Below are 16,328 nucleotides of genomic sequence, written 5' to 3' on the forward strand. Positions count from 1 at the left end.
GGGCGAGCGCCGGGTCACTCCTTCGGCGGCAGCTGCTCGCCGACCGGCTCGAGCCAGATCGCGGACAGGGCCGGCACCCGCAGCGTGATCGACCTCGATCGCCCGTTCCAGGGGACGTCGCGCGCGACCTGGTCGCCGGTGTTGATGATCCCCGAGCCGCCGAAGCGCTCGTCGTCGGTGTTGAGGATCTCGCGCCACCGCGAGCTGCCGGGCACCGCGTCGGGGACGCCCACCCGGTAGCCCTCGTGGGCGGTGCCGGCGAAGTTGACGACGACCATCACGTGGTCGTCGCCGTCGACCGAGCGACGCAGGTAGGTCAGCACGTTGTGGTCGCCGTCGCCGGCCTCGATCCACTCGAAGCCCTCCGGGCGGAAGTCCTGCGACCACATGGCCGGCCGCTCACGGTAGACGGTGTTGAGCTCGTGGACGAGCTGCACGATCGCGTCGTGCTCGGGCTGCTGGGCCTGGGCCCAGTCCAGGCCGGCGCCCTCGTTCCACTCGGTGCCCTGCGCGAACTCCTGACCCATGAACAGCAGCTGCTTGCCCGGGTGCGACCACTGGTAGCCGAGCAGGGCGCGGACGCCGGCCCGTTGCTGCCAGTAGTCGCCCGGCATCTTCGCCAGCAGCGACCCCTTGCCGTGCACGACCTCGTCGTGGCTGATCGGCAGGATGAACTGCTCCGAGTAGGCGTAGACCATCGAGAAGGTGAGCTCGCCGTGGTGGTACCGGCGGTTGATCGGCTCCTCCGCGAGGTAGCGGAGGGTGTCGTTCATCCAGCCCATGTTCCACTTGAGGCCGAACCCGATGCCGCCGGCGGAGGTCATCGCCGTGATGCCGGGCCACGCGGTGGACTCCTCGGCGATCATCATCACCCCCGGCGAGCGCCGGTAGGCGGTCGCGTTGGTCTCCTGGAGGAAGCTGATCGCCTCGAGGTTCTCGCGCCCGCCGCGGGCGTTGGGCCGCCACCGGCCGGGCTCGCGGGAGTAGTCGAGGTAGAGCATCGACGCGACGGCGTCCACCCGCAGGCCATCGACGTGGAACTCCTCGAGCCAGTAGGTGGCGTTGGCGACGAGGAAGTTGCGCACCTCGCGGCGGCCGTAGTTGAAGACGTAGGTGCCCCAGTCGGGCTGCTCACCGCGCAGCGGGTCCGGATCCTCGTACAGGGCGGTCCCGTCGAAGCGGGCGAGCGCGAAGGAGTCCTTGGGGAAGTGCGCCGGCACCCAGTCGACGATGACGCCGATGCCCTCCCGGTGGAGGGTGTCGATGAGGAACCGGAGCTCGTCCGGCGAGCCGAGGCGTGACGTCGCGGCGTAGTACCCGGTGACCTGGTAGCCCCAGGAGCCGCCGAACGGGTGCTCGGCCACGGGCATGAGCTCGACGTGCGTGAAGCCGAGGTACTTCACGTGCGTCACGAGCTCGTCGGCGAGCTCGACGTAGCTCAGCCCCGGCCGCCACGACGGCAGGTGCACCTCGTAGATCGAGATCGGCCCGGCGTGCGGGTCGGTGGCGGCGCGGTCGGCCATCCACGCCTCGTCGCCCCACACGTAGGAGGAGGTCTCGACGACGGACGCCGTGCTCGGCGGCACCTCGGCCCGGCGGGCCATCGGGTCGGCCTTGTCGACCCAGTGCCCCTCGGGGGTGCGGATCTGGAACTTGTACCGCTGCCCGGCGCCGACCCCGGGGACGAAGAGCTCCCACACGCCGGAGCCGCCCAGCGAGCGCATGGCGTGGCGGCGGCCCTCCCAGCCGTTGTGGTCGCCGACCACGCGCACGGCGCGGGCGTTGGGCGCCCACACCGTGAAGGAGACGCCGGAGACCTCACCGAGGACGGAGGGGAACGTGCGGACGTGCGCGCCGAGCGCGGTCCACAGGGTCTCGTGCCGGCCCTCGCCGATGAGGTGGAGATCGACCTCGCCGATCGTGGGCAGGAACCGGTAGGGGTCGTCGACGGTCGTCGTCCGGCCGTCGTAGGTGACCTCGAGCCGGTAGTCCGGGACCGAGCCGGTCGGGAGCACGACGGTCCAGATGCCGCCGTGCTCGTGCTCGGCCGGGAAGCGGCCCTCGGTGGTGACCACCGTGACGGCCTCGGCCAGGTGCGCGAGCGCCCGGATCGTCACGCCCTCGGCGCCCGGGTGGGCGCCGAGCACCGAGTGCGGGTCGTGGTGCGTGCCGTCGGCGACCGCGGTGAGCACGTCGGCGTGGACGGCGGCTGGTTCGGCGCTCATGGACCCATTGTTCCCCACGGCGGCGCTTCCCGCGCCGCGGTCGGCGAGCAGGGCGCGCAGGCCGTCGAGCGGCACGCCCAGCCAGTCGGGCCGGTAGCGCGCCTCGTAGTCGATCTCGTACAGCGCCTTGGCGACCTCGGCGGTGTCGAGGAGCGGGCCGCGCACGGAGCGCCCGGCGACGGACTCCCACCCGGCGACGAAGGAACGGCGCGCGGCGGTGGCCCACGCGCGGGTGGCGGCCGGGTCGGCGCCGCCCGCCCGCGCGGTGCCGGCCGCGTAGTCGAAGGAGCGCAGCATCCCGGCGACGTCGCGCTCGGGGATGTCCGGCAGCCGGCGCTCCGTCAGCGACCGCAGCGGCTCGCCCTCGAAGTCGAGCACGACCCAGCCGCGTCCGGGCACGTCGAGGACCTGACCGAGGTGCAGGTCGCCGTGGATGCGCTGGAGCACGGGCCAGGCCGCCTCGACGCCGTGGCCGACGACCTCCCGCACGCGCTCGGCGCGCCCACCGACCTCCGCGGCGGCCGCTCCGGCCCGGCGCAGCCGCTCCTCGACCTCGGCAGTCAGCGCCCGGCGTGCCTCCGAGCCCGGGACGGCGGTGCCGAGGGTGAACAGCCGCGCGTGGATCTCGCCGACGGTCGCACCGAGCGCGCGGGCGCGCGCGGTGAAGTCGGTGCCCGACCGGGCGGCCTCGACGGCCACCTCCCAGGCGTCGCTCGCCCCGGCCAGGTACTCCGTGGCGACGGCAAGGTGCCCCGACGCGGGGGCCCCGTCGTCCTGCCACGTGCCCCTCAGGGCGCCGACGACCCGGGGGACGGTCGTCGAGCCGGCGCGCGAGAGGGCGCCGGTGAGCTCGGCGTCGGGGTTGTCCCCGGCGTCGAGCACGCGGAAGATCTTGACGATGACCGGGGACGCGTCCTGGCCCGGCGCCGGGTCGACGACGAGGGAGGAGTTGGACTGCTCGCCGGTCAGCGGCCGGCTGTCCCCGGCGGGCAGCGCGGAGGTCTCGCCGGGCTCGGCGCCCAGGCCCTCGACCTCGGCGGTGCCGGCCACCGCGCTCAGCGCGAGCCGGCCGAACAGGGGGTCCGCAGGGGCGTCGTAGATCCACCGGGTGCCGAGCTCGGAGTGCTCGACGACCTCGACGAGGCCGGAGTCGTCGGCCAGCGGGGCGCCGCGGTAGGTCAGCGGCACGAGGTAGACGACCGGCTCCTCGGCGTCGTCGCGCAGCATCCACCACTCCACCCCGACCTCGCCGGCCGGGTCCTCCAGGCGCGCCCCGCCGACCCGGGTGAGCCTCGGGTCGGCGGAGCCGCGGTACCACCGCTGGCGCGCGACCCATCGGGGGAGGAAGTCGTCGAACGCGGGGGAGACGGTCGGCATCAGGTGTCCTTCGGGTCCTCGGGTTCGGAGCCAGGGTCCGTGGCCTGGTCGCGGGCGGCGACCGCCTCCTCGACGGGGGAGAGCTCGGAGCGGTCCTCGGGCAGGGGTGGCGTGGGCCCCGCCGCGATCCCGGCGTCGAGGCCGGGGAACATCCCGGTCGTCGGCCGACGGGTGGGCATCGCCGGGGTCGTCGGGGCCGTACGGACGCCCGAGCCCGGGTACGACGGGCCGGTGGCCACGCTCGGCGGGCCCTGGAAGTCCGCGTGCGCCGTGTCCGTGCGCCCCTCCAGCGGCGCCGTCGGCACCGTCCCGGGACGCGTGAGCTCGAGCCAGAAGAAGTCGCGCGAGCCGAGCGTGAGCTCGAGCGTGCCGTCCGGGCCGACCGCCGGGAACCGGGCGCCGCCGAACACGTCGGTCGCCTCCCAGCCCGCGTGCTCGGGCACGTCGACCCGGGCCGTGCGCGGGGTGTTGGCGAGGTTGGACACGCACAGCACCGTGGTGGCGACGTTCGACCGCGTGAACGCGAGCACCGCCTCGTTGTCGACGTCGCGGGGCACGAAGTCGCCGTCGCCGAACACGGGGTAGCGGCGCCGCACCTCCAGCATGCCGCGCACCCAGTGCAGAAGCGAGGTGGGCTGGGCGAGCTGGGACTCGACGTTGACCGCCGTGTACGTGCTCACGAGCGACTGGACGACGGGCAGGTAGAGCCGGCCCGGGTCCTGGGCGGTGGAGAAGCCCGCGTTGCGGTCCGGCGTCCACTGCATGGGCGTGCGCACGCCGTCGCGGTCGTTCAACCAGATGTTGTCCCCCATCCCGATCTCGTCCCCGTAGTACAGGTACGGCGACCCGGGCAGGGACAGCAGGAGCGCGTTCGCGAGCTCGAGCTCGGCGCGGGAGTGGCCCAGCAGCGGCGCGAGGCGGCGACGGATGCCGACGTTCGCCCGCATGCGCGGGTCCTCCGCGTACCAGCCGTACATGGCGGCGCGCTCCTCGGTGCTCACCATCTCGAGCGTGAGCTCGTCGTGGTTGCGCAGGAACGTCGCCCACTGGGCGCCCTGGGGCAGGTCGGGGGTGGCGGCGAGGATGTCCCGGATCGCCGACGCCCGCTGGTCGCGCAGCGCGTAGAAGATGCGCGGCATGACGGGGAAGTGGAAGCACATGTGGCACTCGGGCGCCTCGGGCGTGCCGTAGTAGTCCACGACGTCCTCGGGCCACTGGTTCGCCTCGGCGAGGACGAGCGTGCCGGGGAACTCGTCGTCGATCATCGCCCGCAGCCGGGCGAGGAACGCGTGGGTGGCCGGGAGGTTCTCGCAGTTCGTCCCCTCCTCCTCGAACAGGTAGGGCACGGCGTCGAGCCGGAACCCGTCGACCCCGCGGCGCGCCCAGAACCGCACGACGTCGAAGATCGCCTCCTGCACCGCCGGGTTCTCGTAGTTGAGGTCCGGCTGGTGGGAGAAGAACCGGTGCCAGAAGTACTGGCGGCGCACGGTGTCGAACGTCCAGTTCGACTCCTCCGTGTCGACGAAGATGATCCGCGCGCCGGAGTACCGCTCGTTGGTGTCGCTCCACACGTAGAAGTCGCCGTACGGGCCGTCGGGGTTGTTCCGCGAGGCCTGGAACCAGGGGTGGGCGTCGGACGTGTGGTTGGCGACGACGTCGATGAGGACCCGGATCCCGCGGGCGTGCGCCTCGGAGACGAACTCGTCGAAGTCGTCCAGCGAGCCGTACTGCGGGTCGACGGCGGTGAAGTCGGCGACGTCGTAACCGCCGTCGCGCTGCGGCGAGGGGTAGAACGGCGGGACCCACAGGCAGTCGATGCCCAGCCACTGGAGGTAGTCCAGGCGCGAGGTCAGCCCGCGGAAGTCGCCCGTGCCGTCCGCCGTGCTGTCGGAGAACGTCTTGACGTAGACCTCGTAGAACACCGCGGTCCGGTACCACTCCGGGTCGTCGGACAGGCCCGGCCGCGTAGCGGCGGGCGCGTCCTCGGGCAGGTCGGGGATCGTCGGCGCGCTCATCGCAGCACCGTCAGCACGTGGGCGGTGCGCTCGGACGGCGTGAGTCGCACGTACGGGCTGGCGCCCCACTCGTAGACGGCGCCGTCGAGCTCGTCGCGGACCGTGAGGACGTGCTGCTCGGGTCCTGCTCCCGTCGGCACGTCGATGCCGATCGCGGCCAGGTCGAGATGGACGAGGCCGTCGCGCGTGGTGAACGGGTCGAGGTTGGCCACGACGATGACGGTGTCCTCGTGCCCGGTGGGTGACTGGTCCGCCGGCAGGTGGCGGGAGAACGCGAGGATCTGGTCGCTCGTCGTGGCGTGCAGGGCCACGTTGCGCAGCCGCTGCAGCGCCGGGTGCGCCCGGCGGGCGACGTTGAGCTTGCGCAGCAGCGGGGCGATCCCGCGGACCTCGTCCTGGGAGTGGTCCCGGGCCTTGAGCTCGTACTTCTCGTTGTCGACCTGCTCCTCCGCCCCGGGACGCGGCACGTTCTCGACCAGCTCGTACCCGGAGTAGATGCCCCACGTGGGCGAGCCGGTCGCGGCGAGGACCGCGCGGACGGCGAACGCGGCCGCGCCCCCCTGCTGCATGTACGGCGTGAGGATGTCGTGCGTGGTCGGCCAGAACGCCGGCCGCATGTGGGTGTCGGTCTCGTGCGCGACCTCGAGGAGGTAGTCGCCGAGCTCCTCCTTCGTGTTCCGCCACGTGAAGTACGTGTAGCTCTGGTGGAAGCCGATGGCGCCGAGGGTGCGCATCATCGCCGGCCTGGTGAAGGCCTCGGCGAGGAAGACGACCTCGGGGTGCCGGGCGTGGAAGTCGGTGAGGACGCGGTGCCAGAAGTCCAGCGGCTTCGTGTGCGGGTTGTCGACCCGGAATAGCGTCACGCCGTGGTCGACCCACGTCTGCAGGACGTCGCGGACGGCCGAGTAGATGCCCTCGGGGTCGTTGTCGAAGTTCAGCGGGTAGATGTCCTGGTACTTCTTCGGCGGGTTCTCCGCGAAGGCGATCGACCCGTCGGCCCGCGTGGTGAACCACTCGGGGTGCTCCGTGACCCACGGGTGGTCCGGGGACGCCTGGAGCGCCACGTCGAGGGCGACCTCCATGCCGAGACCGCGCGCCCGGTCGACGAAGTGGTCGAAGTCGTCGAAGGTCCCGAGCTCCGGGTGGATGGCGTCGTGCCCGCCCTCGGGCGAGCCGATGCCGTACGGGGAGCCGGGGTCCCCCGGCTCGGCGCCGAGGGTGTTGTTGCGGCCCTTGCGGTTCGTCGTGCCGATCGGGTGGACCGGGGTGAGGTAGACGACGTCGAAGCCCAGGTCGGCGATGCGCGGCAGGTCCTCGGCGGCCGTGCGCAGCGTGCCGGAGACCATCTGCCCGGTCACGGGGTCGCGGTAGGCGCCCGTCGAGCGCGGGAAGATCTCGTACCAGGACCCGTAGAGGGCCTTGAGGCGGTCGACCTGCAGCGGGTAGGTAGCCGACGGCGAGAGCGCGTCCCGCAGCGGGGCCCGCTCGAGCAGGGACCGCACGTCCTCGGATGTCGCGCGCACCATCCGCTCGCCGGGGGCGAGGGTCTCGTCGGCGAGCACGGCCGCGGCGGCGAGCAGGAGGTCGCGGTCGGCGGCGGGGCGCTCGAGCTCGGCGGCGCGGGTGAGCACGACGGCACCCTCGGCGAGCATGAGGTCGACGTCGACGCCCGCCTCGATCTTCACCTCGGCGTCGTGGATCCAGGTCCCCACGGGGTCCGACCAGGCCTCGACGCGGAACGACCAGTCGCCGGGGGCGTCGGGGGTCAGCCACGCCTCGAGGCGGTCGAGCCCGGGCGCGACGTCGACCATGCGGGCGCTCGAGTGCACGGAGCCGTCGGGCCGCAGCAGCACGGCGGTCGCCCCGAGCAGGTCGTGCCCCTCGCGGAAGACGGTCGCGGAGATGGGCAGCGCCTCGCCGGCGGTCGCCTTCGCGGGCCAGCGGCCGTCCTCGATCACGGGCGCGACCTCGACGACGGGTATGCGCCCGACGGGGGCGAACGCCGCCGGTGCCGGTGGTCGGGCCGAGGCGGGCCAGGGGGTCAGCGGGGCGGCCCGTCCGGGGGTGCGCGTGGACTCGGGTGGCTGCGTGTGGCTCACGTCCGCCAACCTACCGAGTCGCCCGGACGTCCGCGGCCCGAACGACGTCCGGGCCGCTGACCCGGGCGTCGGCGGGGACCCGCCGGGCCGGACCTGCAACAGGACAGAAACCCGACAACGGACCGGCTAGGCTCGCCCGCGTGAGAGCCATCCGCCGTTTCACGGTCCGCACCGTCCTCCCCGAGGCGCTCGCGCCTCTCGACACCCTCGCGACGAACCTGCGCTGGTCCTGGCACGAACCGACCCGCGCCCTGTTCGAGTCGTTCGACCCCGAGGCGTGGACGGAGGTGCACGAGGACCCGATCCGGCTCCTCGGCGCGCTCCCGCGCACCCGGCTCGACGAGCTCGCCGCCGACCCGGACGTGGTCGCGCGCGTGCGCGAGCTCGATGCCGACCTGGCGACCTACATGACCGAGCCCCGCTGGTACCAGACCGAGGGCCCGGCGGACCGGCCGGCCGCGGTCGCCTACTTCTCCGCCGAGTACGGCATCACCTCCGTGCTGCCCCAGTACTCCGGCGGCCTCGGCATCCTCGCCGGGGACCACCTGAAGTCCGCCTCCGACCTGGGCGTGCCGATCGTCGGCGTCGGGCTGCTGTACGGCGCCGGCTACTTCAAGCAGTCGCTCACCCGCGAGGGCTGGCAGCACGAGACCTACCCGCTGGTCGACCCGGACAACCTGCCGCTCGCGCTCCTGCGCGAGCCGGACGGCACACCGTCGCGGGTCGAGCTGGCGCTGCCCGGCGGCCGCACGCTGCGCGCCCAGGTGTGGGTCGCCCAGGTCGGCCGCGTGCCGCTGCTCCTGCTGGACTCCGACGTGCCCGACAACGACGAGCGCGAGCGCAAGGTCACCGACCGGCTCTACGGGGGCTCCGCCGAGCACCGGCTCGAGCAGGAGCTGCTCCTGGGCATGGGCGGCGTGCGCGCCGTCCGCCTGTACTCACGCCTCACCGGTGCGCCGGCGCCGGAGGTCTACCACTGCAACGAGGGCCACGCCGGGTTCCTCTCGGTCGAGCGCATCCGCGAGCACGTCCAGGGCGAGGGGCTGGACCTCGGCGCCGCCCTGGAGTCGGTCCGGGCGGCGACCGTGTTCACCACGCACACGCCCGTCCCCGCCGGCATCGACCGGTTCTCCCGCGAGCTCGTCTCCCGGTACTTCGGCGGCGAGGTGGCCATCCCCGGCGTCGGGCTGGAGGAGATCCTCGCCCTGGGCGCCGAGGACTTCGAGGGCGGCAACCCCGAGGTCTTCAACATGGCGGTCATGGGCCTGCGCGTGGCGCGCAGGGCCAACGGCGTGGCCGAGCTGCACGGCTCGGTCTCCCGCGGCATGTTCGCCCACCTGTGGCCGGGGTTCGACGTCACCGAGGTGCCGATCACCTCGGTGACCAACGGCGTCCACGGGCCCACGTGGGTGGACCCGCTGTTCGCGGAGCGGGCGACGGAGCGTCTCGGCGAGCGCTCGCTCACCTTCGGCGAGGGCTGGGAGCGGACCGAGGCCGAGGGCGGGTTCTCCGACCTCGAGCTGTGGCAGACCCGCAACGAGCTGCGCCGCAAGCTCGTCGACTCCGCCCGCGAGCGGCTGCGCAAGTCGTGGCTCGACCGCGGTGCCTCGCCGGCCGAGCTCGGCTGGACCGCCGACGCGCTCGACCCGGACGTCCTGACGATCGGGTTCGCGCGCCGCGTGCCGACCTACAAGCGCCTCACCCTCATGCTCAAGGATCCCGAGCGCCTCACGCGCCTGCTCACCGACCCGGAGCGCCCGATCCAGATCGTCGTGGCCGGCAAGTCGCACCCCGACGACGAGCCCGGCGTCGGCCTCATCCAGCAGTTCGTCACCTTCGCCGACCAGGCGGGCGTGCGGGACCGGCTCGTGTTCCTCCCGAACTACGACATCGCCATGGCGGGCACGCTCATGCCCGGCTGCGACGTGTGGCTCAACAACCCGCTGCGTCCGCTCGAGGCGTCGGGGACCTCGGGCATGAAGTGCGCGATCAACGGCGCGCTCAACCTGTCGATCCTCGACGGCTGGTGGGACGAGATGTTCGACGGCGTCAACGGCTGGGCGATCCCCACCGCGGACGGCGTCGAGGACACCGAGCACCGCGACACCCTCGAGGCCGCCGCGCTGTACGACCAGCTCGAGAACGTCGTCGTGCCCCGGTTCTACGACCGGGACGAGGACGGCGTGCCCGCGCACTGGATGGAGCAGGTGCGGCACACCCTGTCCACGCTCGGGCCGAAGGTGCAGGCCACGCGCATGCTGCGCGACTACGTCGAGCAGCTCTACACGCCGGTCGCCGTGGCCGGCCGTGCGCTGAACGGCACCGACCGGTTCGAGGGCGCCAAGGAGCTCGCCACGTGGAAGCGCCGCGTGCGCACCGCGTGGGCGTCCGTCCGGGTCGACACGGTCGACGCCCACGACTTCCCGGACGTCGTCAAGGTCGGCGACTCGATCAGCGTGACGACCGCGGTCGCGCTGGGCGACCTCGCGCCGGAGGACGTCCAGGTGCAGGTGGTCTCCGGCCGGGTCGACGACTCCGACGAGCTGGGCGACCTCACCGTGACGCCGCTGGCGCACGAGGGCAGCGTCGACGGGCGCCACACGTTCGCCGGCGACGTCACGCTGGACCACGCCGGCTCGTTCGGCTACTCGGTCCGGGTCGTCCCGCAGCACCGCCTGCTCGACGGCGTCACCGAGCTCGGTCTCGCGGCCTCCGCCCAGGGCTGACCACCTCCTTCGACGAGTGAGGGGATTTCTCCGCGGGTGAGCGGGGTCCTGCCTCACTCACGACCGAGCCCGTCGGTGCGTGCGTCTGCAGGCACTGACGGGCTCGGTCGTCCGGGCCGAGAAGGCCCGAGCAGGTGGTCGGTCAGTAGTCCATCTGCATCGCGGCGCGGACGTCGGCCAGGGTGGCCTCGGCGACGGCGCTCGCCCGCTCGTTTCCCTCACGCAGGATCTGGCTGAGCTGGGCAGGGTCGGCCGCATAGGTCGTGCGGCGCTCGCGGATCGGCCCGAAGTGGTCGTTGACCGCCTCCGTCACGAGCTTCTTCAGGCCGCCACCGCCCGCGTCGCCCAGCTCCTCGGCCACGTCGACCGGGTCCCGGCCCAGGCACAGCGCGGCCAGCTGGACGAGGTTGGAGACCTCCGGCCGTCCCGCGGGGTCGAACGTGATGTGCCGGTCGGCGTCGGTGACGGCCTTCTTGATGATCCGCGCCGTGGTGTCGGCGTCCATCCCGATCTCGATCGTGTTGCCCTTGGACTTGCTCATCTTCGCGCCGTCCATGCCGAGCAGGAGGGGGGCGGGGGAGAGCAGCGCGTCGGCCTGCGGGAAGATGGGCCGCTCGGGATCGACCCGGCCGTAGCGCTCGTCGAACCGGCGGGCGACGAGGCGCGTGAGCTCGATGTGGGGGAGCTGGTCCTTGCCCACCGGCACGAGGTTCGCCCGGCAGAACAGGATGTCGGCCGCCTGGTGCACGGGGAACGTGAGCATGAGCCCGGACATCGGCCGGGAGGACCCGGCGAGCTCGTCCTTGACCGTGGGGTTGCGGCGCAGCTCGGCGTCGGTGACGAGCGAGAGGAACGGGAGCAGGAGCTGGTTGAGCGCCGTCACGCTCGAGTGCGTGAAGATCGTCGAGCGGGCGGGGTCGATGCCGACGGCGAGGTAGTCCGCGAGCGCGGAGAGCACGTTGTCCTTGAGGTCGCCGACGCCGTCCCGGTCGTAGATCACCTGGTAGTCCGCCACCAGCACGTAGGACTCCACGCCGAGGTCCTGCAGGCGCACCCGGTTCGCCAGCGAACCGAAGTAGTGCCCGATGTGCAGCTGACCCGTGGGGCGGTCGCCCGTGAGCACGCGGTACCGCTCGGGGTGCTCCGCGAGGTCGGCCTCGATCGCGTCGCTGCGCGACTGGGAGCGGGCGAGGCTGGCGGAATCGGTGGTGGAGAGCTCGTCGATCGTGTCGGTCACGGGCTCAGACTAGGCGCTCCGGCGCGGCGGCCCGGCGGTGGGTCCGCGGGCCGCCGGCGCTCAGCCGGGTAGGACGCGGTCCACGAACGCGGTGACGTCGCGAAGGACCTCCTCCTTGTTCGTCTCGTTGAAGATCTCGTGCTGTGCGCCCGGGTAGGTGCCGCTCTCGGTGGCCGGCCCGGCGACGGCCGCCACGCCCGCCTGGCTCGGCCCGATGGGCACAAGCCGGTCGTCCTCGCCGTGCAGGTACAGCACCGGGAGGTCGCCGAGCGATCCGTGCTCGGTGATCCGGGCCATCGCGGTGTTCAGCGCCTCGAGGGTCTCCCGCCTGAAGTCGCCGTGCCACACGAGGGGGTCGTCGGCGTAGATGCGCCCGATCTCGGGGTCCCGGGAGAGCGTCCCGGGGTCGATCGGGGTCGGCGGGATCGGGTCCTGGGGGAGGAGGTCGTCGACGACGGCCCAGCTGCCGAGCACGGGGCCGGACAGGACGAGGGCGGTGAGCTCGGCGGCGTGGAGCTGCGCGTACCGGGTGGCGATGAGACCGCCCATGGAGTGCCCGATCATGATCACGGGGACGTCCGGGTGGTCGGCCCGCGCGGAGGAGACGAGCTGGTGGAGGTCGGCCACCACGTCGTCGTAGTCGCGCACGAGCACCCGCTCGCCCTCGCTCTGCCCGTGTCCCGCGTGGTCGAGCCCGTAGACGACGGCCCCGTGCGCTCCCAGGGTGGCGGCGACCCACTCGTACCGGCCGATGTGCTCCCCGTAGCCGTGGACCAGCACGGCCACGTAGCGGGGGTGGTCGACCCCCCGCCACACCCGTGCGGCGACCTGCCCGGCGTGCCCCTCGTACGTCCACGCGTCCATGCGTCCTCGTTCCGTCGTGCCCTGCCCGCGCCGGCGCGGACGCACCGGGCGACCGGCGTCGTCGCCGGAGGCTGTCTGTGGGCCCAGCGTAGCAACGGTGACCCGGGTCACGGGCGACGGGTCATCCGTCGCCGGCGGGCCCGGTCCGCTCCCCGCCCGCCAGGTAGAGGCGCATGGACAGCGGGGCGAGCAGCACGACCTCGCCGGGCGCTGCAGTCAGCGACCACGGGTCGCGGTCCTGCTCGGCCTCGGCGTACGAGGGGGACTCCCACTCCGAGCTCCAGGCGAGCTCGAGGTCGACGCCGCGCCCCTCGGGGAGCCGCACCGACTCGTAGTCGAGCGAGCTCGACAGCACCACGAGGACGTCCGCGTGCCCACCGCCGCCCGAGCGCAGCATCTGCAGGACCCGGACACGCGGGTCGTGCCAGCGGTGCGCGCCCATCTCCCGGGCGTCGGCGTCGAGCCAGGCCAGGTCGGGCACCCGGTCGCCGTCCGCGACGCGCCCGGTGTAGAAGCGCTCGGGGCGCAGGACCGGCTGCTCGCGTCGCAGTCGAAGCAGGTGCCGGGTGGTCGCGAGGAGGTCCTCCCGCCATCGACCAAGGTTCCAGTCGAGGTAGGACGTCGCGTTGTCCTGCGAGTATGAGTTGTTGTTCCCGCGCTGCGTGCGTCCGATCTCGTCGCCGGCCGTGAGCATGGGCGTCCCGGGCGAGAGCAGCAGCGTGCCCAGGAGGTTGCGGATCGAGCGGCGCCTGAGCGGGAGGACGTCGGCGGCCGGGGAGTCGCTCGGCACGGGCCCCTCGGCCCCGTGGTTCCACGACCGGTTGTCGACCGTCCCGTCCCGGTTGTCCTCGAGGTTGGCGGAGTTGTCCTTGTGCTCGTAGGCGACGAGGTCGGCGAGGGTGAATCCGTCGTGCGCGGTGACATAGCTGATCGATGCGTGCGGTCCGCGCCCGCCCGGCACCTGCCCGTACCCGAACATGTCGGCCGACCCGGACAGCCGGGTCGCGAGGTCCCGCAGGTCGCGGCCGCTCCCGCCCTTCGCGGCGGCGCCGGGGTCGGCCAGCCAGAACGTGCGTACGGCGTCGCGGAAGCGGTCGTTCCACTCCGCGACGGGGGCGGCGAACTGGCCCGTCCGCCACCCGTCCGGGCCGAGGTCCCAGGGCTCCGCGACGTGCTTGACCTCGCGCAGCACCGGGTCCGTCGCCAGGGCCACCAGGAGCGGGTGGTAGGCCGTGAACTGGTCGGCGTTGCGCCCGAGCGTGACCGCGAGGTCGTAGCGGAAGCCGTCGACGCCGACCTCGCTCGCCCAGTACCGCAGCGAGTCCAGGACCATGCGGACGACCTCGGTACGCCTGAGGTCGAGGGTGTTGCCGCACCCGGTCATGTCGAGCATGCGCCCGCGGTCGTGGTCGTCGTGCAGGTAGTAGCCCGACGAGTCGAGCCCGCGCCAGGACACGCTCGGCCCGGCGACCCCGCCCTCGCAGGTGTGGTTGTAGACGACGTCGAGGAGGACCTCGATGCCCGCCGCATGCAGCAGCGCGACCATGCCCTTGACCTCGGCGAGCACGGCGGCCGGGCCGGCGGCACGCGCGGCGGCGGTCGCGTAGGAGGGCTCGGGCGCGAGGAACCCCAGCGTGTTGTAGCCCCAGTAGTTGGTCAGGCCCTTGGCGACCAGGTGCGGCTCGTCCATCTTCGCGTGGATCGGCAGCAGCTCGACCGCGGTGACGCCGAGCGAGCGCAGGTGATCGATCGTCGCCGGGTGCGCGAGACCGGCGTAGGTGCCCCGCAGCCGGTCCGGCACGCCGGGGAGCGTCATCGTCAGGCCGCGGACGTGCGCCTCGTAGATCACCGTGTCGCGCCACGGCGTCCTCGGGGACGGGACCGCCCCGTCGAACCGGTCGTCGACGACGACGGCGTGCGCGACGTCAGCGGCCGAGTCCCGCGGGTCCGGCGAGCCGGTGCCGTCGACCGGGGCGAGGTCCTCGCCGACCACGTGCGCGTAGACGGCCGGCGTGAGCCGCGTCGTCCCGGCGATCCCGCGCGCGTACGGGTCGAGGAGCAGCTTGGCCGGGTTGTGCCGCTGACCGCGCGGCGGGCTCCAGGGGCCGTGCACGCGCAGGCCGTAGCGCTGCCCGGCACGGACGCCGGGAACGTGCCCGTGCCAGACGCCGTGGACGGGGCCGCGCAGGGAGTGGCGGCGCTCGGTGAGGCTGCCGTCGGGCGCGACGTCGACGAGGCACAGGTCGACCCGGGTGGCCCGGGAGGAGTAGACGCCGACGTCGATGCCGTCGCCGACCAGGTGCACACCGCGGCGGTCCGGGCGCGACGCCGGGGCGGGCACCGGCTGCGCGCCGACGTCCTCGTAGAGCCGGGGGACCGTGGTGCGTGGGGCGGGGGTGCGGGGGGCGTCGGCGCGTGGGGTGGGCGCCGAGAAGTTCCTGGTACTCACGGTCCCATCCAACCTCAGCAGGGCGGGCGGTCCGGCCCGACGGGCTGCCTACGCTGGGAACCGTGCGCCACTACCTCGACCACGCCGCCGCGACCGACCTCCTCCCGGAGGCCGCCGCCGCGCACGCGGACGAGCTGGCTCGGCAGGTCGCGGCGCCGGGCAACCCGTCGAGCGGGCACGCCGCGGGGCGCGCGGCCCGGGCCCGCTGGGAGGAGGCACGCGAGCGGATCGCCGCGGCCCTGGACGCGGACGCCGCCGAGGTGATCCTCACCTCGGGCGCGACGGAGGCCGACACGCTCGCGTTGACCGGCGTGGTGCGCGCCGCGCACCTGGCCCGCAGGACCCCGCGCTGCGTGGCGCACTCCGCGGTCGAGCACCCCTCCGTGCTGAGCACTGCCCGGCACCTCGAGGACGACGGCCTCTCGGTCGCCCACCAGCTCCCCGTGCTCCCCGACGGACGGCTCGACCTCGACGCCGCCCGCGAGGTCCTGTCCTGCCCGCCGGCCCTGTACTCCGTGACCGCCGTGTGCCACGAGACCGGCGTGGTCCAGCCGCTCCGCGAGCTCGTGACGATCGCCCGCACCGCGGCCGACCGGGAGCGCCCGCGCGGCGTGCCCGTGCACACCGACGCCTCCCAGGCGCTCGGCGTCCTGCCCGTCCGGTTCCACGCCGACGACCTCGACGCGTGCACGATCGCCGGGCCGAAGATCGGCGGGCCGGTGGGGACGGGTGCCCTCATCGCCCGGCGTGACCTGGAGCTGGCCCCGGTCGGGGGCGGTGGCGGCCAGCAGCGCTCGGTCCGGTCCGGCACCCTCGACGTCGCGGGGGCCACGGCGCTCGCCGTCGCCGTCGAGCACGCGGTGGCCACGCGTGAGGCGCACGCCGCCCGGATGTCCGCACTGCGCGCCGAGCTCGTGTCCGGGATCGCGTCACGGATCCCCGGACTCGTCGTCACCGGCCCCGACCCGGACCGGCCGGAGAGCGCGGAGGTGAGCCCCGCCGTCGTGCACGTGCGGATCCCCGGCGCGGACCCGGACGCGCTCCTGCTCGCCCTCGACGCCGCGGGGATCGACGCCTCGCCGGGCGCGGCCTGCACCACCGGCGTCCTCGGTGCGAGCGACGTCCTGCTCGCCATGGGCCTGTCCGAGGCCGACGCGCGCACCGGCCTGCGCCTCTCGATGGGCCGCACCACCACCGCGGACGACGTCGTGGCCGTCGTCCGCGCACTGCCCGGCGCGGCCGAGTCCGCCCGGGCGGTGGGCGCCCTCTCGTCCTGAGTCGCTGCTGCCCGGGCCGCGGTGCGCGACAATGGCTGGCGCCCACCGACCCGGAAGGA

General features: G+C 73.6%; 8 protein-coding genes. 2 read left to right on the plus strand and 6 right to left on the minus strand.

Annotated features, from left to right (window positions below; all coding sequences use genetic code 11):
* Positions 1-14: 14 nt before the first annotated feature.
* Genes glgB through ACPYO4_RS03880 form a run of 3 tightly spaced genes read right to left on the minus strand, consistent with a single transcriptional unit; the run spans position 15 to position 7,716 of the window.
* Entirely contained in the window at positions 15-3,602 is a 3,588-nt protein-coding gene (gene glgB, locus ACPYO4_RS03870) for a 1,4-alpha-glucan branching protein GlgB (protein ID WP_425707896.1), read from the minus strand.
* Positions 3,602-5,617 (minus strand): maltose alpha-D-glucosyltransferase, encoded by a 2,016-nt coding sequence (treS, locus tag ACPYO4_RS03875; RefSeq protein WP_425707897.1) that lies wholly within the window; start codon positions 5,615-5,617, stop codon positions 3,602-3,604. The genes glgB and treS overlap by 1 nt, the downstream gene beginning before the upstream one ends.
* Positions 5,614-7,716 (minus strand): alpha-1,4-glucan--maltose-1-phosphate maltosyltransferase, encoded by a 2,103-nt coding sequence (locus tag ACPYO4_RS03880; RefSeq protein ID WP_425707898.1) that lies wholly within the window; start codon positions 7,714-7,716, stop codon positions 5,614-5,616. The genes treS and ACPYO4_RS03880 overlap by 4 nt, the downstream gene beginning before the upstream one ends.
* A gap of 140 nt (positions 7,717-7,856) precedes the next feature.
* Between ACPYO4_RS03880 and glgP the strand changes: the two genes are divergently transcribed.
* Positions 7,857-10,442 carry an alpha-glucan family phosphorylase gene (gene glgP, locus ACPYO4_RS03885; RefSeq protein WP_425707899.1) on the plus strand — a complete coding sequence of 862 codons (2,586 nt, stop codon included), beginning with the start codon at positions 7,857-7,859 and terminating at the stop codon, positions 10,440-10,442.
* Positions 10,443-10,584: 142 nt separating this feature from the next.
* Here the strand turns inward: glgP and trpS are convergent, their stop codons facing one another.
* The 3 genes from trpS to glgX all read right to left on the minus strand — a co-directional run bounded on the left by trpS (position 10,585) and on the right by glgX (position 14,992).
* On the minus strand, positions 10,585-11,679 hold the full coding sequence (trpS, locus tag ACPYO4_RS03890) for a tryptophan--tRNA ligase (protein WP_425707900.1): 1,095 nt from the start codon (positions 11,677-11,679) through the stop codon (positions 10,585-10,587).
* Positions 11,680-11,739: 60 nt separating this feature from the next.
* Positions 11,740-12,543: a lysophospholipase gene (locus ACPYO4_RS03895; RefSeq protein ID WP_425707901.1), complete on the minus strand. Its 804-nt coding sequence runs from the start codon at positions 12,541-12,543 to the stop codon at positions 11,740-11,742.
* A gap of 121 nt (positions 12,544-12,664) precedes the next feature.
* Positions 12,665-14,992 (minus strand): glycogen debranching protein GlgX, encoded by a 2,328-nt coding sequence (gene glgX / locus ACPYO4_RS03900; RefSeq protein WP_425707902.1) that lies wholly within the window; start codon positions 14,990-14,992, stop codon positions 12,665-12,667.
* 62 nt (positions 14,993-15,054) lie between these two features.
* On the opposite strand from glgX, the gene ACPYO4_RS03905 reads away from it, so the two are divergent.
* On the plus strand, positions 15,055-16,269 hold the full coding sequence (locus ACPYO4_RS03905; protein ID WP_425707903.1) for a cysteine desulfurase family protein: 1,215 nt from the start codon (positions 15,055-15,057) through the stop codon (positions 16,267-16,269).
* Positions 16,270-16,328: the final 59 nt, after the last annotated feature.

Source organism: Georgenia sp. Z1491 (genome assembly GCF_049856175.1).
Taxonomy (GTDB): domain Bacteria; phylum Actinomycetota; class Actinomycetes; order Actinomycetales; family Actinomycetaceae; genus JB111.

Coding starts and splice junctions, on each gene's coding strand:
- glgB (WP_425707896.1), bottom strand. CDS start 3,602: ATGCCGACCGTCTCCCCCGCGTTCGACGACTTCCTCCCCCGATGGGTC.
- ACPYO4_RS03895 (WP_425707901.1), bottom strand. CDS start 12,543: ATGGACGCGTGGACGTACGAGGGGCACGCCGGGCAGGTCGCCGCACGG.
- treS (WP_425707897.1), bottom strand. CDS start 5,617: ATGAGCGCGCCGACGATCCCCGACCTGCCCGAGGACGCGCCCGCCGCT.